This is a genomic window from Pseudomonas sp. FP2196, from assembly GCF_030687715.1.
Taxonomy (GTDB): Bacteria; Pseudomonadota; Gammaproteobacteria; order Pseudomonadales; family Pseudomonadaceae; genus Aquipseudomonas.
The window spans coordinates 3,169,660-3,188,976 of the sequence record NZ_CP117445.1 but is presented as its reverse complement, the minus strand read 5'-3'; the positions used below and the strand labels follow the sequence as shown (position 1 = coordinate 3,188,976).

Below are 19,317 nucleotides of genomic sequence, written 5' to 3'. Positions count from 1 at the left end.
CGTTAACGGGCATCTTGTCTCCAAGCTCCTTTTGTCATTGGCTTGAGCTCAGCTGCACCGTAGCGTTTTGCGGGGCTGTCCGACCATAGGGCAGCAAGCAATTGAACAGCGCTCGTAATGCAAACGGCTTGACCAGGCAGTGGTCCATTCCTGCCTCAAGGCACAAGGCTTCTTCGCCGCGCATGGCATTGGCCGTCGCGCCGATGATGGGCTGTACATAGCCTAGTCGTCGTAATTCTTTTGCCAACTCGTAGCCGTTGAGTTTCGGCATGTTTACATCACTGAGCACAACATCGAAGGTGCCGGTTTTCCAGAGTGCCAGGGCTTCTTCACCGTTGCAGGCCAACTCAACCGAGCAACCGAGTTCTTCGAGTTGATCACGAAGAATCAGCTGGTTGATGTCATTGTCTTCAGCAACCAAGAGATGCAGGTTGAGTTTTTTCAAAGCGCTGGTCGTCAAGCTTTGTGTGGTCTGGTCGACCCACAAACCCTGTGCCTGGCTGACAGCCTGGTGAATGGCATACAGGTGGCTGACGTTGACGTATCGGCATTCGGGCTGCGAGGCAGGCGTATTACGCAGGTTAGCGGTGGCGATTATAAGTGGGCCGCACCAATTCGGCACGAGGCGTTGTTCAACATCACCGGCATGCAACTCGATCAACAGGCTGCCACGCGCCCCTGTGTTGTTGCCAAGGGGTGCCACCTGAGCCCGCGCCCCCCACCGACGCAACCAGCCCGCGATGGACTCGCTCAGCTCTCGTACCGCAGACGCCACGTAGATTGTGTTCGGTAGCAGGCAATGGGTTGCCGGCAACGATCGGGTGACGATGTCGAGTGGCAACGTCAGCGTAAAACTGCTGCCCAGTCCCTTTTCGCTCACCATGCGCAGTGTGCCATTCATCAACTGCGTCAGGCGTTTGCAGATCGGCAGGCCCAAACCGGTTCCGGCAACGACGTTGGTATTGCCTTCAGTCTGGTAGAACGGCTCGAAAATATGTGCCTGGTCATCCCGGGAGATACCACGGCCGGTATCTGTCACTTGCCACGCCACCTGTGCTTGTTCGTCAGCACAGTCGAGTAGCCTGACCCGCAAAACCACCCGCCCTGAATCAGTGAACTTGACTGCGTTGCTCAGCAGATTATTCAGAATCTGCCGGATACGTGTAACGTCGCCAATCAATCGCTCGGGCATTTTCGGATCCATGCACGCATACAACCGGACGCCTTTGCTCTGCGCCGCCGCCGCGTACCCCTGAATGGCCTCGTATACCAATTCCGTCGGGGCAAATTCGTGCAGTTCAAGGGCCAGTTGACCGGCCTCGATCTTCGATACGTCCAGGACATCGCAGATCAATTGCAGCAAGGTCGCGGAGGAACCTTCGATGGCACGCAAATACCCTTTCTGTTGGCTGTCCAGTCGAGTCCGGCCCAAGAGTTCCAGTGTTCCCAGCACGCCATACAGTGGGGTGCGGATTTCGTGGCTCATGGTTGCCAGAAACAGGGTTTTGGCTTCATTCGCCGCATCAGCCAATCGCCGCGCCTCTTCAAGCGCCGCCTCGACCTGCTTGCGCGCACTGATATCGCTGAACGCGCAGAACAACACGTCTTCACTTTTGTAGCGCGTCGGTGCGCTGCTCAAATAAAGGTGGCGCCCGTCGGCGGTGGAAAAATAGTCACTGCGATTGGGTTGCGTCGCATCGAACGCTTGCTCAATCCACCTTTTACAGAGCATTTCGCGCTCAATGCCACTGCCCAGCCACCGCTCGGACAAGGTGTTTTCGAGCATCACCTGGCCGTCAGTGCGCCGCAGCACGCAAAGGGCGACGGGCGCGGTTTGAATCACGTCACGGCTGAACGCCTCGCTCTCGATCAGTGCCTGCAAGCGGTTGAGGGCCGGTGTAATAAACCTGTGCTCGACCCGACGAATCAATAGCCAGATCAAAATCATGCTTGCCAGGCAGAACGCCGATGCCGCGAGCAGTTGCGGCAACAAAGCCTTCAGCAGATCCAGCAAGTCGAACGAATACACCAATTGCCAATCCGTGGACTTCAACTGCTTGCGGATCACCAGATGATCGGGAAGCCAGCCGCTGCCGACAAAACCGAAGTAGTTATTCTCATGCGATCGACTCAACGCCTCGCCGAGTCGGTGCGCTGGCGTGTTGGCAAACAGCAGGGAACCTTGAGAGTTGAGCATCATGAACGTGCCGGCACTTTGATCGTTCAGGGCTGCGGAGATTTCTGCACCGTCCATTTCCAGACCCAACCAGCCTGAGTTTTTCACGCGATCATCCAGACGAATGAAGATGTACAACTGCGAAGCGGTCGCCGCTTGATCGGTCAACCACAACTCCTGATCCCGTTCCGGTAATTGGTCATTCAATGCGGACAGTTGATCCAGGATCGACCGGGGAAGCCGAGGAAGATTCGCACTGGCGGTATACAGGCGATTCACCTGAGGATTTGCTTCGGCGGAAACGTAAATCAGATTCAGCTGATTACGCTGCATGTAATCGAGCATTCTGCGTGTCAGCCATAGGGTCCACTGAGCGCCGCCGGAAATGCCCAATTGAACGGAATGGTCCTCAATCGACGGCGAGTAGGAGAGTGGGGTGGCCATCATCGGCTTGCATACGGCTGAAAGCCCCAAGCTCTCAAGCAAGGACTCGCGGCTGGTAAAAAATGTCTGCGCCTCTGCGACCGCGCTGCTCATGTAGCTGCGGCGCTGGGAAATATCGTTGGCGAGGGTGGAACGCAGGAAGTTGTACGAGGCGCTGAGGATCCCGGCCATCAGGACCAGCGCAAACAGACGAAGCAGCCGGCGGGCTGCTTCTGGACTGGATAAAAACGGGTTGATCTGATGCAGGTAACTTTTGAGTCTCATCGCCACACTGTAAGGACTGTGCCATCCGCGGGGCATAAGACGATTCTTAAAGTCGCTTTTTTGTGAGCTTCTTCACCCACATTGTCGGTCACCCGTTTCAGAAGCCCAACGGGTACTGCACCACCACATAGATCCGATCAATATCATCCCCCGCCTGAGCTTCATTGGCCCGGTGCGAAACATGCGATACCTGCACCGACAAATCCTTCGCCGCCCCCGACTGCACGATGTACTTCAAATCGATGTCGCGCTCCCAGTGCTTGCCGCCGTCACCTTGCTGTGGCTGGTATTCGCCGCTGTCGGCATCGAACGGGTTGTAGGCGCCGCCCTTGGGCGCATGGGTGCCATCGATGTGGCTGCCTGAGACGTAGCGGGTCATGAAACTGAGGCCGGGGATGCCAAAGGCGCCGAGGTCGAGGTCGTAGCGTGCTTGCCAGGAACGTTCGCCGGCGCCGTTGAAGTCGGCGTATTTGATCGAGTTGGCCAAGTAGATGGAGTCGCCGCCGACGAAATCGAACGGTGTGTCGCCATTGATCCGTTGCCAGCCGAGCATGACGGCATGCGGGCCGAAGGTGTATTTGCCGGACAGGCTGAATGCAGTGTTATCGATTTCCCCGGCCAGCGCCTGGCCTGTGTCGCGGGTGTGATAGAGGTTGGCGTCGAGCAGCACGCCAGATTGTTTGAAGTGCAGATTACCGTAGTACTGGTGCCAGGTATCGGTCAGTTCAGACGCATACAGTGCGCCGCCCAGCGGGTTGTCGCCGAACAGGTCGGCGCCGATAAAACTGATCGAGCCGTGTTCGGTGCTGGCACCGTAGCCGTAAAAATCGCCTTTGCCGGAAGAACTGTCCTGATTCTTGAACGCGGTGAAATGGCCGGCCTGCAGATTGACGTTGTCGATTTCACGGCTGTTGAGCAGAAAACCCGTGGCGTATTCCGGTTGCAGACGTTTGTCTGAAGTGTCGAACACCGGCGTTTCCACGGTCATTTCGCCGAACGCGAGGGTGGTGCGCGAGGCTTTTAACTTTAGGGCGCCACCAGCGCTGGAGTAATTGTTTTCGCTGCGGCCGTCGCTGTCGACTGGCAGCAAACCGGTGCCGGAGTGGCCTCTTCCGCCGTCGAGTTTCACGCCGGTAAAGGCGTGGGCGTCGAGGCCAAATCCAATCGTGCCTTCTGTGAAACCTGATGAAAAAGTACCGATAAACCCTTGTGCCCATTCCTGTTTGTAGTTTTTGCCGGACGGCGTGGGCGAGCGGTAGTCGTTGCTCAGGTAGAAGTTACGGCTGAGTACTTCGCTTTTGGCGTCGTCGAAGAAACCGCTGGCGTGGGCTGTGTTCAGACCACAGAGCAAGGCGAGCAGGGTGATACGCGAGGGGGCGCAGTCGATCATGGTCAGTGGCCAGCGGCAATGAAGGTGGCCGGGATGATCGCGGGAATTCAGAAAGGACGATTGAGCGGATGTGCTGAATTGCTGTGGCTGTCAGATCATGAGGTTGCGCATGCGCTGACGCCATCGCTGGCAAGCCAGCTCCCACAGGTTTCTGCTCCGGTCACAAAATCCTCATTCAACCCAAACCCTGTAGGCGTGAGCCTGCTCGCGATGGCGTCGGCACAGTCAATATTGATGCGCCAGACCCACCGCTATCGCGAGCAGGCTCACTCCTACAAGGGCTTGTGTGTGGTCACCACCGGTGAGCACTCCCTGAATCTCTGTGGGAGCTGGCTTGCCAGCGATGGCGGTGTGTCAGGCAACATATCTGTCGGCTGACACACCGCATTTCCAGAGTGTTGATCGCGTTACGACAGCGGTGGCGTGCGTGGCGGGATCATGCGCTTGCTGCCGGTCGATTCAAACGCCGCCGCCAGACGCAGCAGGCTCGAATCGTCGTAGGCACGGCCAGCGAAAGTCAGGCCGACCGGCATGCCGATATCGGCCATCACGCCCATCGGCACGGTGACGGTTGGCACGCCGAGGTGGCGAATGGCGAGGTTGCCGTTGGCGACCCAGATCCCGTTGCTCCAGGCAATGTCGGCCGATTCCGGGTTGACGTCGGCATCTGCCGGGCCGACGTCGGCGACGGTCGGAAACAGCACGGCGTCTAGGCCGAGTTTGTCCATCCAGTCTTCGAGGTCGAGGCGTCGGGTCTGTTCGAGGCCGCGCAGGCCGTCGGGCACGGTGGAGATTTCGTTCCACGGCGTAATGCCACGCTCGGCCATGCGCACGTATTCGTCCATGCCGGCCACCAGATCACCCTCACGATTGGGCAGGGTGCCCGGCTCATGCGGGAAGATTTTCGGTCCGTCGACGTCGACCAGACGATTGAGTTTCGGGTCACCGTTGGCTTGCAGGAAGTCGTCGAACGCCCACGCGGTCAGATCCCACAGTTCGTGGTGGAGGAACTCTTTCGAGACCAGTCCACGGGTGAACACGGTCGGCGCACCAGGACGATCGCCTTCGCAGTTGGACACCAGCGGAAAGTCGGTTTCGATGACTTCGGCGCCGGCGGCTTCGAGGGCCTGACGCGCCTGTTTCCAAAGGTCGATTACCGAAGCGCGGGTGTTGATGCGCTGGCCGGTCGGGCCGCCGATCCCCGGCGCTTCACTGGTGCCAGCCTCAGGGTCGGCGTTGATGAACATGCGCGGTACGGCAAAACGCTTGCCGGCCAGCGCGGTGCGGTCGGCGGCCAGTTCGGCGTAAGCGGCGGGGCGCACGGAGCTGACGCTCGGGATTGGCACCCACGGTTGCAGCCGCCACAGGTCGCCGCGGGTGTCCGGGTCTTCGGCGACAACGATGTCGAGCACTTCCAGCAGGTCGGCCATGGTGCGGGCGTAGGGCACCACGACGTCCATGGTCGGAGTCAACGGCCAGTTGCCGCGCACCGAGATCACCCCACGCGACGGCGTGTAAGCGCACAAACCATTGTTCGACGCAGGGCCGCGACCGCTGGACCAGGTTTCTTCGGCCAGACCGAACGCAGCGAAACTTGCGGCTGTGGCAGTGCCGGCGCCATTGGACGAACCAGAAGCGAATGGAGCAGTGAGGTAATCGGCGTTATACGGGCTCTCGGCGCGGCCATAAACCCCGCGCTGCATCCCGCCATTAGCCATCGGCGGCATGTTGGTCTTGCCCAGGCAAATCGCCCCGGCACCACGCAGGCGCTCGATGGTGAAGGCGTCGCGATAGGCAACCAGATCGGCGAACGCCGGGCTGCCGGACGCCGCCGTCAGGCCCTTGACCAGATAACTGTCCTTGGCGGTGTAAGGAATGCCGTCGAGCGGGCTCAGGGTTTGGCCTTTGGCGCGACGGGCATCGGAGGCTTCGGCTTCCTTCAGCGCTTCTGGATTGCGCACAACCACAGCATTCAGCGCGGTCGGTGTGTCGGCGCCGTCGTAAGCATCAATGCGGGCCAGATAGGCCTGCACCAGTTCAACGGACGTGGTCTGGCCGGATTCGAGCGCGGCGCGCAGTTGGGCGATGGAAACTTCGGTGACTTCGATCATGCGGTCACCACCGTTAGCAGTGGGGCGTTGGAAGAGGTGTTCATAGCGGTTCTCGTGGCACGGCTTTACGCGACAAGGTTAAGACTGGCGCCTATTTAACACCAAGCCGGGCGCGGAGTAATCGGCGGGATTGATCTCCCACCGAATTTCTCCCGACTGACGCCATCGGTTCGCTAACGCGCAGTGGTTTGAAGTTGATCCGCCACGGCATTCTGACAAGCGCTGAAGAACCGATCGATCAGTGAAGGGGGTTGCGAGGGAGAAAACTCCATCGCAACAGGGTTTTACTCGTTAATCCGCGGATGCTGCTGCACCAGATTCTTGCGCTTGGCTTCCAGCTCGGCAATTTCAGCGTCGATGTCTTCGATTTTCTGTTCGATGTTGTCGTGATGCTCTTGCAGCAGCTCTTTCGCTTCCTCAAGGTCAGAGGCCGCCGGCGCCGCGCCGCGCAGTGGTTTGTTCGCCGTTTCTTTCATGGTCACGCCAGTGACCAGACCGACCACGGCAATCACCATCAGGTAATACGCCGGCATATACAGATCGTTGGTGCTCTCAACCAGCCAGGCCACAACAGTCGGGGTCAGGCCGGCGATCAGTACCGAAACGTTAAATGCCGCGGCCAATGCGCTGTAGCGAATGTGCGTGGGGAACATCGCCGGCAGGGTCGAGGCCATCACGCCGATGAAGAAGTTCAGCAGCACCGCCAGCATCAGCAGGCCGGCGAAGATCAGGCCGATCTTGCCGCTGTTGATCAGCATGAACGCCGGAATGGCGAGGATGAACAGGCCGATGCTGCCGACGACAATGAAAGGCTTGCGGCCGATTTTGTCGCTGACAAAACCAATCAACGGCTGCACGAACAACATGCCAACCATGATCGCGATAATGATCAGCACGCCACGGTTTTCGCTGTAGTGCAGGTTGTGCGACAGGTAGCTCGGCATGTAGGTGAGCAGCATGTAGTAAGTGACGTTGGTCACGGCCACCACGCCAATGCAAGTCATCAGGCTGCGCCAGTGTTTGGTGGCGACTTCCTTGAACGACACTTTCGGGCCGCCGGCCAGACCTTCGCGGTCGCCTTGTTCGAGTTGTTCCACGTGCTGCTGGAACGCCGGGGTTTCTTCGAGGGCGTGACGCAGATACAGGCCAATCATGCCCAGCGGCAGGGCGAGGAAGAACGGCAGACGCCAGCCCCATTCCTCGAACTTTGCTTCGCCCAGCGTCGTGGAGATCAACACCACGACACCGGCACCCAACACAAAACCGGCAATCGAGCCGAAATCCAGCCAACTGCCGAGGAATCCGCGTTTGCGGTCGGGTGCATATTCGGCGACGAAGATCGAGGCGCCGGTGTATTCGCCACCGACCGAGAAGCCTTGGGCCATTTTCGCCAGTAACAACAGGATCGGTGCCCAGATGCCGATCGAGGCATAGGACGGAATCAAACCGATGGCGAAGGTGCTCAGCGACATGATGACGATGGTCGCGGCGAGGACTTTCTGCCGCCCGTACTTGTCGCCCAACGCGCCGAAGAACAGTCCGCCCAAAGGCCGGATCAGGAAGGGCACGGAGAACGTCGCCAGCGCGGCGATCATTTGCGTGCCGGGATCTGCGCCGGGGAAAAACACCTTGCCGAGGACATAGGCCACAAAGCCATATACACCAAAGTCGAACCACTCCATGGCATTGCCGAGTGCAGCGGCCGTAATGGCTTTGCGCATCTTGGCGTCGTCGACGATGGTGATGTCTTTCAGGCCGATCGGTTTGACGCTGTTTTTACGTGATTTCATCCGGGTCTTCTCTTTACTGATCCATCTTGCAGCGTAGTTGCCATCTTTTTGATGGCGCGTGCTATTTGGGTCAGATACATGCGGACACGAAATAATTCACCGCTAACTGCTTTTTTTCCTCTGTAGACAGATATCCCCGTAGGAGCTGCCGAAGGCTGCGATCCTTTGACTTTGCCTTTCAAGGTCAAAAGATCGCAGCCTTCGGCAGCTCCTAAAGTTGTCATAGTGGTCTGATGTCAGTCCGGTAGTTGCAAATTATCCAGCACCCGATTTACCGCCAGTTCCCCCAGCATGATCAGTTGCGCAATGCCCTGCAGCGTCCGGCGCTGCGACGCGGGTATGAGATGGGCGAAGTCATTGGCGATGGTTCTTGCTGACGCGAGCGTTTCGCAGGCATCGGCCAGTAGCTCCTCGTTTTTGAAGTCCGCGGTCACGGCGTACATCCTGCGGGTTTTACGTAGCGGCGGCGTGGACCCGGGCGGGCAGAGGTAGTGATCAAGGGCGCGGTCGGCGGCTTCGTTGAGCTTTCTTGAATCGAGGGATTCGTAGGGGGAGGTGGGGTCGGTTTCGGGCGGGTTGGGTGTTGGTTTGATCATGGTGAAGCTCCTAGAGTCGACGGAGCTGCCACATTTCGCTGCGATACGAAAAGGAGGTGGCAGCTATACGCGGGTCGCAGACCGGGACTCTAGAACCGGCAGACCCAAAGGTCTCCCACGTACAGCCGCCATAAAAAGGACGGGTGTTGTGCGTCTAGAAATCAACGGGCTGCGAGACCCGATCGCTGATATGTCAGCGACCGACCCACAATAGAACCCACCCCCAAGGCGCACAAGCCGGCGGATTCTGGCGTAGCTGTAGGTAATTACGCAAGGTCGTGTAGCCTTGGGCGCGTTTCGGGAGGTGTCTTTTAAACGCGTCTGTTTAGATCAAAAGATCGAAGCCTTCGGCAACCTCTACATAGGCCGGTGTAGGAGCTGCCGAAGGCTGCGATCTTTTGATCTGTCTTCTGAAAAAAAGCCTGATTCGTCAGATGATCTACCGCCTAATCACCGCATACGATTTACCCAGATCACTGGCCCAGCCATCGAGTACCACTTTGACGTCATCGGCGCTCAGCACCTGTTTGTCGTTTTCCAGCGGCACGCCGGTGCCCTTGCGCACGACTTCGGCCACCACTTCGCCGGTAGAGCCGTCCTCAAACGACACTTCCGTAGCGATTTCACTGTCCTGATCGCGGATGCCGGTGGCGGTGCTCACGCCAGCCGCGACCAGTGTGACCGGCAGCCATTCATAAAATCGCAAGCCTTGGGTGCTGGCACTGACCCGGGTGATAGCCGGCCTGACGATCAGCGTATTCGGGCCGGGCGTGGACACCAGTTGCAGCACTTTGCCCAGTTCATGCCTGAGGGCTGCGTCGTAATACTCGGTCACCCCGGACAGCGTACTCAGTGGAATCCGGTCAGTCGGCTCTACGCTGGGATAGAACTGACTCGGCGCCAAATAGGCCTGGGTGTAACGACCTCTGGCCAATGCCGGACTGACCCAACCCAATACGTCCTGACCCGAAGGCGACTTGTGCTCCTTCAATACGCTGTAGTCGTGCAGAAACCCGGTATGTTCGACCTTTTGGCTGCTGCAAGCCGACAGACTCAGGGACGCCGTGCACAAAATCGACATCAGGCAATGGCTTCTCATCAATGCGATTCCTTGTGCTTTGGCGGGGTGTCTTGCGAACACTCGATGTGCAATTGGCCGTGGCTCATGATCCAGTGGATGAGGTCGGCGGTCGGAATCGAATGGGCGTACTCGACCCATTGCGCGCTAGCCGGGCTGTACTGTTCGAAATAGCGGCGCAGGACGATGCGGCTCTGATCGCTGGCCAGCCCCAGGCAGAACTCCTGAAACAGGATCGGCGTATCCTCCGTGGGTGCCGTGGTGCGTTGGCTGAGGATCAACGGATACTTGGCGTTATGGCCGTCGGCAATGTAACGGCTATGCAAAACCTTCATGAAAAGTCCCCTGAGTTGGAAGGCGTGCAGGGTGCCTCAGGGATTTTGCCGGACGATGTCCGGTTGATGTCCAAGGTGCAGGAATGTTGCTCGATTGAAATAAATGACCTGAGCGCCAGAATGGTTTTAGATGCGCTCTTTTTTGGCCGGAGCCTGTGACCGTGAGCAGACTGCTGTTCGTCGACGACGACGTGGAAATTCTCTCCCTGCTGAAGAAGTTCTTCGTCCAGCACGCCTACGAAGTCGACGTGGCCGCCGATGGCGAGGCGATGTGGGCGGCCATCGCGCGGCAGCGCCCGGACACGATCATTCTTGACGTGATGATGCCCGGTGAAGGTGGGCTGAGCCTGTGCCAGAAAGTCCGGGCGCAAATGGGCATTCCGATCATCATGCTGACGGCGATGGCCGAGTTGAGTGATCGCATTGTCGGTCTGGAACTCGGCGCGGATGACTACCTGACCAAACCGTTCGCCCCTCAGGAATTACTGGCCCGCGTGCGCGCCTTGCAGCGGCGCGCCGGTGAACAGAAGAACCCCTTGGAACCGTCACGGCCAGTGATCGCTTTCGCCGGTTGGCATCTGGACATCACCTGCCGCGAATTGCGCTCCCCGGAAAACGTGATGATACCGCTGTCCGGCGGCGAGTTCGATTTGCTGGTGGTGTTTCTTGACCATCCGCAGCGCATCCTCACCCGTGAGCAACTGATCGACTTGACCCACGGCCAGGGTCACGACGCTTTCGACCGCAGCATCGACGTGCAGGTCAGCCGATTGCGGCGCAAGATCGAGCCGGACTGCAAGCGCCCGGACCTGATCCGCACCGTGCGCAACGGCGGCTATATGTTCAGCGCCAAGGTCACGCATTCATGATCCGTCGATTCCTGCGGCGCGACCCGCTGAGTCGGCGAATCGCGCTGACCATTGTCGCGGCCATGCTGGCTTCGCTGGCGCTCAATTTCCTGTTCGTGGAGGTCGCGGGAACCTGGGCGCGACCGCCCATTGAACGCACCGGGTTGCTGGAGCAGATTGCCGCTACCGTGAAGGTAATCGAGGCCGCACCGGCACCGTTGCGCACGCAACTGGCGCGAGCGGCAAATGGCCTGACGCAGGAGGTGATGTGGAGTGCGCAACGCGACGATCTCGGCTTGCCCCCGGGTGGTACGCCGCTCACGGCAGACAAAACATCGGTGTTGCATCAGTTGTTGGGTGATGATCGACAGATTCGGGTGTTCAACCCCGCTGACTGGCCGAGCGGCAGTCAGCAGGGCCGGTATGCGGCGTTGATTCAACTGCCGGATGCCAGTTGGTTGTTGTTCTCTTCGCGAGAGCGCTCCTGGGGACTGGACATCGGCACACGCATCGCGATCATCATCGCTCTGGGTCTGATCGCCACGGTGCTGGTGGCCTGGCTTGCCACACGCCAACTGGCCAAACCTCTGCAGCGTTTCGCCAGCGCCGCCCGACGCTTTGGCGGCGACCTGCGCGCACCGCCGATCAAGATTGAAGGCCCGGACGAGATTCGTCAGGCGATCATCGCCTTCAACACCATGCAGGCGCAGATCCAGCACTACATCGGCGAACGCACCCACATGCTCGCATCCATTTCCCACGATTTGCGCGCACCGCTGACACGGATGCGTCTGCGCAGTGAGTTCATGGAAGACCTCGATCATCAGGGCAAACTCATCCGCGACATCGAAGAGATGCAATCGATGATCAACGCCGCGCTGGCGTTTTTCCGCGAAGACACTCACCGCGAGCAAACTACTGCGTTCGACCTGTCCGAGCTGCTGCAAACCATCGTTGACGACTACCGTGACCAACACATCGGCGTCGACTTCAACGGCCCCGCGCATCTTGTGTACAAAGGGCGCCCGCTGGGTATCAAGCGGGTGATCGTCAACTTGCTGGAAAACGCGGTGAAGTATGCCCACAACCCGCGCGTCACCTTGAGCCGCACTGATTACTCGATACGCATCGAAGTCAACGATGAGGGGCCGGGCATTCCTGAGGAGGCGCTGGAGCAAGTGTTCGATCCGTTTTTCCGCCTCGAAGCCTCACGCAACCGCGACACCGGCGGGGTCGGCCTCGGACTGTCGGCGGCGCGGGCCATCGTGCGCGAGCAGGGCGGCGAGTTGACGCTGAGTAATCGCGAGGGAACAGGGCTGGTGGCAAGGGTGGAACTACCCTTTATCCGTTAGGCGGGGTTGTCGGCATGAAATTAACGCTGTAGATTTTCATGAAATTATAAGTAAATAATTTCATGAGGCGGCGAATGTTTCAGCAATCCCAGCGCCATGTCGACAGTTACTATGCTCACAGCTGCGCCGAAATTCTGATTGATCGCTCCGGGCTGAAAGGTCAGCACGACACCGACGTGGTCATTATCGGCGCCGGCTTCAGCGGCCTACACACCGCGTTGCGCCTGGCGCTGGCCGGCAAGCGGGTCACGTTGCTGGAAGCCAGCCGAGTGGCGTGGGCAGCTTCGGGGCGTAATGGCGGGCAGGCGATTCTGGGCTGGTCGTGCGACATGCCGCCGCTGGAAGCCGCGCTGGGTCATGAACGAGCCAAACGGCTGTGGGAAGGCATGCGCTGGGCAGCTCAGGCACTTCGCGAATTGCCCGGGTGCCATGGCTTCGACTGCGACTATCGCCCCGGGCATCTGTGGACGTCGGTGATGCCGCGTCGCGTCAGTCTGCTGACCGAATGGCAACACGAGGCCAGCCAAAAATGGGGCCACGATGCATTGCAATTCATCCCACGCGAAGCGCTGCCGCAATGGGTGGCCAGCGAGCGCTATCAGGCAGGGCTTTATGACCCGGAAGGCGCGCACCTCAATCCGCTGAAACTCGCACTGGGTCTGGCGGCGGCCATTGAGCGCGCCGGTGGGTGCATCTTTGAGCAAAGCAAAGCGCTGAGTTATAAGGAAGAGGGCGCAGGTTTTCGGGTCAACACCGCGCATGGCTCGATCAAAGCCGATGTGCTGGTCCTGGCTTGCAATGCCTATCTCGATGAACTCGACCCGAAACTCTCCAGTTGCATCTTGCCGGTGGGCACCTATCAAGTCGCAACCGCGCCACTTGCGCCGGAGCAAGCCACCGCACTGTTGCCCAGCAATGTTTGCGTGACCGACAACCAGTTCGTCCTCGATTACTTCCGCCGTACGCCAGACAACCGTTTGCTGTTCGGTGGTGGCTGCACCTATCTGGGCGGTATGCCCAAAGACATCGCGGCGGCGACCCGGCCGTTTCTCGAGCGAGTGTTCCCGCAGCTAAAAGGTGTCGAGGTGGAGTTCGCCTGGGGCGGGCACATCGATCTGACCCTGAACCGCACGCCGGATGTTGGCGGCGAGGGCAATCGTTATTGGCTTCAGGGTTATTCGGGGCATGGCGTGCTGCCGACACTGGCCGCCGCCCGTGCGGTGTCAGACGCAATCCTCGGCAACACGGATGAATTGGCGTTGTATCAGGGCTTGAGTAATGGCAGTTTCCCCGGCGGCAAATACCTCGCGGCGCCGCTGGAAGCCATTGGCAAGGCCTGGTATCGATTGCGCGACAGCATCTGATTTGGAATCCCTGTCATGAACAAGCAAGAAGAAATCGCCGCGCTGGCGATCCTGATCCACGACCTGCGCAAGCACAAGAAGTGGACCCTGAAGGAACTGGCCGACAAGATCGGTCGCTCGGTGGGTTTTCTCTCGCAAGTCGAGCGCGGCTTGTCGCGGCCGACAGTGGCCGACCTGACGGCGATCAGCGAAACCTTCGGCGTGCCCACCACTTATTTCTACAGCCTGCCTAAAGCCAAAGAGTTGCCGTGGGTCACCCGCCCTGACGAACGCCGCACGCTGTATTACGCCAACGGCATCACCGACATTCTGGTGTCGCCGCAGATGCGCGCTTCCTTTTCCATGCTCGAAAGTCACCTTGAACCCGGCGCCAGCAGCGGCGACCGGCACTTGAGCGACAGCTCGGAGCAGGGCGGTTACGTCCTTGAAGGCGAACTGACGTTGTGGCTCGGCGATAACGAAGAGCCCGCCACTTTGAAGGCTGGCGACAGCTTCCAGTTCGACAGCCACACCCGTTGCCGCTACGGCAACCTCACCGACCAGCTCACCCGCGTGCTGTGGGTCTACACCTGATAACAACAAAGGATGAACACGATGGACGCTGTCTGCGCTGACCTGCTCGCCGAAGTACGAGCGTTTCGCCAACACTACCCCGAGGTGCGTTATGTCGACCTGATTTCCCTGGACATCCCGGGGCATTTTTACGGCAAACGCTATCCCGTGGACATGCTGGAAAAAGTCGCCGCCGGCAGCGCACTGAAACTGCCGCAGAACTGCGTGTTGCTGGGCGTGCAGGGCGGCTTGTTCAAGATTGGCGACTACTGCTTTAACGACGGCGACCCGGACGCCGTGCGCCGACTCGTGCCGGGCACCCTGAAACCGGTGACCTGGGAAGCCCAACCGCTCGGGCAGATGCTGATCACTTCCGACGGCACCGAAAACCCGATCGAATTCGAACCCCGCGAAGTTCTCGCACAGGTGCTGAGTCGACTGGCGCGCAAAGGCATTCATCCCGTCGTGGCGTTTGAACTGGAGTTCTACCTGTTCGACAAAAAACTGCGCGATGGCCTGCCGCAATTCCCTCGCGACAACCTGACCGACGATGCCGATGATCAACCCAACATGCACATCGAACGCTTGTCACGCTTCGCGCCGGTGCTTGATGAAATGGTCGAGGCCACGCGTGCCCAAGGCATCGACGCCACCGTCATCACCGCCGAACTCGGCCCCGGCCAGTTCGAAATCAACTTTGGCCACCTCGACGACGGCTTGCGCGCCGCCGACTGGGCCGCATTGTTCTGCCGCAGCACCCGTGGCGTCGCGCTCAAACACGGCTATCGCGCCAGTTTCATGGCCAAGCCGTACTTGCAGCACCCGGGCAGCGGCATGCATGTGCATGTCAGCCTTTACGATGCTGCAGGCAATAACCTGCTCGCGGCGAATCAGCAGCAACCGTTGCGCCATGCGGTGGCGGGTTGTCTGGAGCTGTTACCGCACAGCATGCCGATCTTCGCCCCGAACCAGAACGCCATGCGCCGATTGGGCGGTACGGTGAACACCGCCACCAAAGCAAGCTGGGGCTTTGAGGATCGTGATGCGTGTTTGCGCATTCCCGAGTCGGATGAGAAAAACCTGCGCATCGAGTACCGACTGGCAGGCGCGGATGCCAATCCGTATCTGGTGTTGGCGGCGATTCTGGTGGGGCTTGAGCATGGACTTGAATCCGGCAAAGAACCGATCCCGCCGCTCAATGTCGATCGCGACAGCGGGATTGGTTTCCCGACAGAGATGTTTGAAGCGGTGAGGGTGATGCAGCATCAGCCGCAACTACGCGAAGGACTGGGCGCCGAGTTTGTCGACGTGTATTGCGAGAACAAACGCCAGGATCATTTGGCGTTCATGCAGGAGATCAGTGCGCGGGAGTATCGGTGGTATTTGTGAGTCGCGTCGGCACGCTACCCTTTCAACGACAAAATCCGCGTTGGTAAATCTCTTAATCCTGCTTTGCCGGCTCGGTGGACGAGCGCTCGCTGCGTTTCCGAGTCCAGCTAAAGAAAGCATGTACCGGGTGTAGAGAGGCTGCCAGCACGCCCAGCAGCATAATGATGAAGAGGGTAATCAGCGGGATACTTTCGTGCGAGAACATGGTGGGGTACTCCTGTAGTCACTATGTCGGAACCCACAGGGTAGACGCTTGGAATCGTGTCGCGATGAACGTATGTTCATTCTCAAGCGCTTGAATTGTGCTAAGGCGCGTAATAGCTGTCGGCCTCACTGGCCGACAGCGGCCCTTAATGAGCGCACACTTTTTCACAAAGACCTCCTCGCAATCATTCAATGGCAGAATCCCCTCAACTTGAAAGTTTTGGAGATCACTATGCTTCGTGCGTTTGAACGAAGACTCGACCCTTTTCCTCCTGACGAGGTACCACCGCCACCCAACGGCCTGGCGCGTTTTCTTTGGGCCTGCACACGCGGCGCTCGGGGTTACATCCTTGTCCTGGCGCTGCTCAGTGCCGGCGTGTCGATTTACGAAGCCTGGCTGTTTTCCTTCCTCGGCCAGGTCGTGGATCTGCTCTCGACCTGGCAGGCCGGCGGTGAAGCCGCTGCGCAGGAAAGTCGCGTGTTGTGGGGCATGGGCATCGTCATGGTGACCAGTGTCGCTCTGGTGGCGTTGCGCACGATGGTGCAGCACCAGATCCTGGCGATTAACCTGCCGTTGCGGCTGCGTTGGGACTTCCATCGCCTGATGCTGCGGCAAAGCCTTTCGTTTTTCTCCGATGAGTTTTCCGGACGGGTCACGACCAAAGTGATGCAAACCGCGCTGGCAGTGCGCGACGTGCTGTTCACCATGATCGAGATCATCCCGGGGATCGGCGTGTATTTCATCGCGATCATCGCGCTGGCCGGCGGCTTCGCTTTGAAACTGATGCTGCCGTTCATTGGCTGGGCCGTGCTGTTCGCGCTGGCCATGTGGTACTTCGTGCCGCGCTTGGGCAAAGTCGGGCAGGAGCAAGCGAACGCGCGGTCGATGATGACCGGGCGTATTTCGGATGCCTACACCAACATCACCACCGTGAAGCTGTTCTCCCACTCCAATCGTGAAGCGCACTTCGCCCGTGCAGCGATGGAGGATTTCAAGCTGACCGGCTTTCGCCAGATGCGTCTGGTCAGCCTGTTCGAGATCGTCAACCAGGCCTTGGTGGTAGGGCTGATCATGTCGGCCGGCGGTTACGCCCTATGGCTATGGCACCAGGGTGATGTCGGTGCCGGTGCCGTGGCGGCGATCACCGCCATGGCGTTGCGGATCAACGGAATGTCGAACTGGATCATGTGGCAGATGACCTCTTTGTTCGAAAGCATCGGCACCGTCCAGGATGGCATGGCGACGTTGACTCAAGGCGCCAAGGTTCAGGACGCGCCGGATGCCGGCGTACTGGTGACCAAGGGCGGCGCGGTGACCTTCGATAAGGTGGGCTTCAACTACAACGGCGAACGTCAGGTGCTCGACGGCCTGAACCTGAACATCCGCCCGGGTGAAAAAATCGGTCTTGTCGGCCGCTCCGGTGCCGGTAAATCCACCCTGATCAACTTGCTGCTGCGCTTCTATGACGTCGACAGCGGCGAGATTCGCATCGATGGCCAAAACATCGCGCACGTAACGCAAGACAGCCTGCGCAGCGCCATCGGCATGGTCACGCAGGACACCTCGCTGCTGCATCGTTCGATTCGCGACAACATCGCCTACGGTCGTCCCGATGCCACCGACGCGCAAGTGCGCAGCGCTGCGGCCAGCGCCCAGGCCGATGAGTTCATCAGCCAACTCAGCGACCGCCAAGGTCATAGCGGTTACGACACGCTAGTGGGTGAGCGTGGCATCAAGTTGTCAGGCGGCCAGCGTCAACGTGTTGCGATTGCCCGGGTGATGCTCAAGAACGCGCCGATTCTGTTGCTGGACGAGGCCACCAGCGCGCTCGACTCGGAAGTTGAAGTGGCGATCCAGGAAAGCCTCGATGAAATGATGCAGGGCAAGACCGTGATTGCGATCGCTCATCGGTTGTCGACGATTGCGGCAATGGACCGACTCATTGTCATGGACGAAGGACGCATCATCGAGCAGGGCACGCACAGCGAATTACTTGAGCGGAACGGCGTGTATGCGCGGCTTTGGCAGCATCAGAGCGGCGGTTTTCTGGGTGAGGACAAGGGCGTGGTCGAGGCGATGGATCCTGTCTGAAAGGGAAGGGCGTACGGTGAGTTCAATCCGTGCGCCCTCTAATTGCCGATAGTGCCAGCACCTGCCTGCTACTAAACATGTTCAGAGATAAGGAAAATCTGCATGTCCAAACCAACCTTGCACCTGATGTGCGGCAAAATTGCCTCCGGCAAATCAACACTCGCGAAGTCACTGGCAACCGAGCACAGCGCGATTCTTTTGAGTGAGGATCACTGGGTTTCCAGGCTTTACCCCGGCGAAGTGCAGTCAGTGGCGGATTACGTGCGCTGTGCAAAACGCATTCGCGATGTTTTGGGGCCTTTGGTTGTCGATCTGCTGGGGGCAGGGATTGATGTGGCTCTGGACTTCCCGGCGAACACTGTTGCGGATCGTGAATGGCTGCGAGGGCTGGCGGACGCAGTTCAATCGCCGCACTGCCTGCATTATCTGGATGTCGATGACGACACTTGCCGAGCCAGACTGCATGCTCGCAATGTGCGGGGCGAGCATGACTTCGCGGCGACTGATGCAGAGTTTGATGTGATCACCCGCTACTTTCGGGTTCCGGAAGAGGTCGAGGGGCTGGTGATCGTCCGGCATTGTTGGGGGGGAAGCGCAAAATAAATCTGTCCCCAAATCAGTCGTGGGTCGGTGAATTCCATTTTTAAGACTCTGATGCCTAACGATTAAGCTAAGGGATCTGCTTCGCCGCCCCCTGGGAGTGAAATGAGCGAGTTGAGCGTATTGTTAGAAGACTTCAACTTGTCACTAATATTCAGAACTCTGTTATCTAACAGCAAAGCTCCACGCAGGTGCAAAATGTGGCCGTTAACATGTGATCTGTGCACGCTATACTTTGAAATCGCAGAGTGTTGAATTGAATACGCTTCAATGACTTCATACGACTCATTGAAAATAACAGCTATGAGTTCATCAAAGTCATTTTTATCGAGATTTCGAATGACGCCTAACTGCTTTGAACGGTTATGTGCGGTTATTCGGCGTGATTTGATTTGAATTCTTCTCCCATCTGTGGATTCGGCGTCGTGGCCTGCTGCTGAATTATTTGCAAGAGTTAGTTCAAAGGCGGACGAGACCAACCATTCGGCGTAATCCCCGACAGGATTATTTTTTGTTCTAAGCACGCCACGATTTTTAAGCTCATCTATCGCGGCAGATTGTAGCTTGAGTAACTCAGATATTGACAGGTTGGTCAGGTTCATTTTATTAGAGACATTAAAGTATCATTAGACAATATTGATGACAGATAATGTTTCATGCTCTTATGTAACTCCTTGGTCGGGTTGAAAGTCAGCGCTAGAAGCGTGACATTGGCGATAATAAAAACGCGTA

General features: G+C 58.5%; 17 protein-coding genes. 8 read left to right on the top strand and 9 right to left on the bottom strand.

What is annotated here, in order from left to right; all coding sequences use genetic code 11:
- Window positions 1-34: 34 nt before the first annotated feature.
- Complete coding sequence (locus tag PSH79_RS14285; RefSeq protein ID WP_305437909.1) at window positions 35-2,884, bottom strand: ATP-binding protein; 2,850 nt, start codon at window positions 2,882-2,884, stop codon at window positions 35-37.
- Window positions 2,885-2,981: 97 nt separating this feature from the next.
- Window positions 2,982-4,274, bottom strand: coding sequence for an OprD family porin (locus PSH79_RS14280; protein ID WP_305437908.1), 1,293 nt, complete (start codon window positions 4,272-4,274; stop codon window positions 2,982-2,984).
- 33 nt (window positions 4,275-4,307) lie between these two features.
- On the opposite strand from PSH79_RS14280, the gene PSH79_RS14275 reads away from it, so the two are divergent.
- Window positions 4,308-4,652 (top strand): hypothetical protein, encoded by a 345-nt coding sequence (locus PSH79_RS14275; RefSeq protein ID WP_305437907.1) that lies wholly within the window; start codon window positions 4,308-4,310, stop codon window positions 4,650-4,652.
- A 29-nt stretch (window positions 4,653-4,681) separates the two neighbouring features.
- On the opposite strand, the gene PSH79_RS14270 is transcribed toward PSH79_RS14275, so the two are convergent.
- The 5 genes from PSH79_RS14270 to PSH79_RS14250 all read right to left on the bottom strand — a co-directional run bounded on the left by PSH79_RS14270 (window position 4,682) and on the right by PSH79_RS14250 (window position 10,184).
- The gene (locus PSH79_RS14270) at window positions 4,682-6,385 is read right to left on the bottom strand and encodes an amidase (RefSeq protein ID WP_305437906.1); all 1,704 of its coding nucleotides are present in this window, start codon (window positions 6,383-6,385) and stop codon (window positions 4,682-4,684) included.
- 284 nt (window positions 6,386-6,669) lie between these two features.
- Complete coding sequence (gene proP, locus PSH79_RS14265; protein WP_187679830.1) at window positions 6,670-8,175, bottom strand: glycine betaine/L-proline transporter ProP; 1,506 nt, start codon at window positions 8,173-8,175, stop codon at window positions 6,670-6,672.
- Window positions 8,176-8,411: 236 nt separating this feature from the next.
- Window positions 8,412-8,771, bottom strand: a complete 360-nt coding sequence (locus PSH79_RS14260; protein ID WP_305437904.1) for a hypothetical protein — start codon at window positions 8,769-8,771, stop codon at window positions 8,412-8,414.
- 439 nt (window positions 8,772-9,210) lie between these two features.
- Entirely contained in the window at window positions 9,211-9,870 is a 660-nt protein-coding gene (locus PSH79_RS14255) for a DUF3313 domain-containing protein (protein ID WP_305437903.1), read from the bottom strand.
- Window positions 9,870-10,184 (bottom strand): hypothetical protein, encoded by a 315-nt coding sequence (locus PSH79_RS14250; protein ID WP_305437902.1) that lies wholly within the window; start codon window positions 10,182-10,184, stop codon window positions 9,870-9,872. Before PSH79_RS14250 ends, PSH79_RS14255 begins: the two co-directional genes overlap by 1 nt.
- A 161-nt stretch (window positions 10,185-10,345) precedes the next feature.
- On the opposite strand from PSH79_RS14250, the gene PSH79_RS14245 reads away from it, so the two are divergent.
- The 5 genes from PSH79_RS14245 (at window position 10,346) to PSH79_RS14225 (ending at window position 15,689) form a co-directional block, all read left to right on the top strand.
- Window positions 10,346-11,053: a response regulator gene (locus PSH79_RS14245; protein ID WP_305437900.1), complete on the top strand. Its 708-nt coding sequence runs from the start codon at window positions 10,346-10,348 to the stop codon at window positions 11,051-11,053.
- On the top strand, window positions 11,050-12,384 hold the full coding sequence (locus PSH79_RS14240; protein ID WP_305437898.1) for an ATP-binding protein: 1,335 nt from the start codon (window positions 11,050-11,052) through the stop codon (window positions 12,382-12,384). The genes PSH79_RS14245 and PSH79_RS14240 overlap by 4 nt, the downstream gene beginning before the upstream one ends.
- A gap of 74 nt (window positions 12,385-12,458) precedes the next feature.
- Entirely contained in the window at window positions 12,459-13,748 is a 1,290-nt protein-coding gene (locus tag PSH79_RS14235; RefSeq protein WP_305437897.1) for an FAD-binding oxidoreductase, read from the top strand.
- A 15-nt stretch (window positions 13,749-13,763) separates the two neighbouring features.
- Window positions 13,764-14,321, top strand: a complete 558-nt coding sequence (locus PSH79_RS14230; RefSeq protein WP_305437896.1) for a helix-turn-helix domain-containing protein — start codon at window positions 13,764-13,766, stop codon at window positions 14,319-14,321.
- A gap of 21 nt (window positions 14,322-14,342) precedes the next feature.
- Window positions 14,343-15,689, top strand: a complete 1,347-nt coding sequence (locus PSH79_RS14225; protein WP_305437895.1) for a glutamine synthetase family protein — start codon at window positions 14,343-14,345, stop codon at window positions 15,687-15,689.
- Window positions 15,690-15,741: 52 nt separating this feature from the next.
- Here PSH79_RS14225 and PSH79_RS14220 read toward each other — a convergent pair whose 3' ends face one another.
- Complete coding sequence (locus PSH79_RS14220) at window positions 15,742-15,894, bottom strand: hypothetical protein (RefSeq protein WP_305437894.1); 153 nt, start codon at window positions 15,892-15,894, stop codon at window positions 15,742-15,744.
- A 231-nt stretch (window positions 15,895-16,125) separates the two neighbouring features.
- Between PSH79_RS14220 and PSH79_RS14215 the strand changes: the two genes are divergently transcribed.
- Together PSH79_RS14215 and PSH79_RS14210 are read left to right on the top strand one after the other, a co-directional pair.
- Window positions 16,126-17,985 (top strand): ABC transporter ATP-binding protein, encoded by a 1,860-nt coding sequence (locus tag PSH79_RS14215; RefSeq protein ID WP_305437893.1) that lies wholly within the window; start codon window positions 16,126-16,128, stop codon window positions 17,983-17,985.
- A gap of 102 nt (window positions 17,986-18,087) precedes the next feature.
- The gene (locus PSH79_RS14210; protein ID WP_305437891.1) at window positions 18,088-18,588 is read left to right on the top strand and encodes an ATP-binding protein; all 501 of its coding nucleotides are present in this window, start codon (window positions 18,088-18,090) and stop codon (window positions 18,586-18,588) included.
- A gap of 62 nt (window positions 18,589-18,650) precedes the next feature.
- Here PSH79_RS14210 and PSH79_RS14205 read toward each other — a convergent pair whose 3' ends face one another.
- The gene (locus PSH79_RS14205) at window positions 18,651-19,187 is read right to left on the bottom strand and encodes a hypothetical protein (RefSeq protein WP_305437890.1); all 537 of its coding nucleotides are present in this window, start codon (window positions 19,185-19,187) and stop codon (window positions 18,651-18,653) included.
- Between the last annotated feature and the right edge of the window lie 130 nt (window positions 19,188-19,317).

What these genes read in the sequence shown, in the direction of transcription:
- PSH79_RS14220 (WP_305437894.1), bottom strand. Translation starts at nt 15,894, where the DNA reads ATGTTCTCGCACGAAAGTATCCCGCTGATTACCCTCTTCATCATTATG.
- PSH79_RS14235 (WP_305437897.1), top strand. Translation starts at nt 12,459, where the DNA reads ATGTTTCAGCAATCCCAGCGCCATGTCGACAGTTACTATGCTCACAGC.
- PSH79_RS14225 (WP_305437895.1), top strand. Translation starts at nt 14,343, where the DNA reads ATGGACGCTGTCTGCGCTGACCTGCTCGCCGAAGTACGAGCGTTTCGC.
- PSH79_RS14210 (WP_305437891.1), top strand. Translation starts at nt 18,088, where the DNA reads ATGTCCAAACCAACCTTGCACCTGATGTGCGGCAAAATTGCCTCCGGC.
- PSH79_RS14285 (WP_305437909.1), bottom strand. Translation starts at nt 2,884, where the DNA reads ATGAGACTCAAAAGTTACCTGCATCAGATCAACCCGTTTTTATCCAGT.
- PSH79_RS14260 (WP_305437904.1), bottom strand. Translation starts at nt 8,771, where the DNA reads ATGATCAAACCAACACCCAACCCGCCCGAAACCGACCCCACCTCCCCC.
- PSH79_RS14255 (WP_305437903.1), bottom strand. Translation starts at nt 9,870, where the DNA reads ATGAGAAGCCATTGCCTGATGTCGATTTTGTGCACGGCGTCCCTGAGT.
- PSH79_RS14215 (WP_305437893.1), top strand. Translation starts at nt 16,126, where the DNA reads ATGCTTCGTGCGTTTGAACGAAGACTCGACCCTTTTCCTCCTGACGAG.
- PSH79_RS14240 (WP_305437898.1), top strand. Translation starts at nt 11,050, where the DNA reads ATGATCCGTCGATTCCTGCGGCGCGACCCGCTGAGTCGGCGAATCGCG.
- proP (WP_187679830.1), bottom strand. Translation starts at nt 8,175, where the DNA reads ATGAAATCACGTAAAAACAGCGTCAAACCGATCGGCCTGAAAGACATC.
- PSH79_RS14250 (WP_305437902.1), bottom strand. Translation starts at nt 10,184, where the DNA reads ATGAAGGTTTTGCATAGCCGTTACATTGCCGACGGCCATAACGCCAAG.
- PSH79_RS14275 (WP_305437907.1), top strand. Translation starts at nt 4,308, where the DNA reads ATGATCGCGGGAATTCAGAAAGGACGATTGAGCGGATGTGCTGAATTG.
- PSH79_RS14230 (WP_305437896.1), top strand. Translation starts at nt 13,764, where the DNA reads ATGAACAAGCAAGAAGAAATCGCCGCGCTGGCGATCCTGATCCACGAC.
- PSH79_RS14205 (WP_305437890.1), bottom strand. Translation starts at nt 19,187, where the DNA reads ATGAACCTGACCAACCTGTCAATATCTGAGTTACTCAAGCTACAATCT.
- PSH79_RS14280 (WP_305437908.1), bottom strand. Translation starts at nt 4,274, where the DNA reads ATGATCGACTGCGCCCCCTCGCGTATCACCCTGCTCGCCTTGCTCTGT.
- PSH79_RS14270 (WP_305437906.1), bottom strand. Translation starts at nt 6,385, where the DNA reads ATGATCGAAGTCACCGAAGTTTCCATCGCCCAACTGCGCGCCGCGCTC.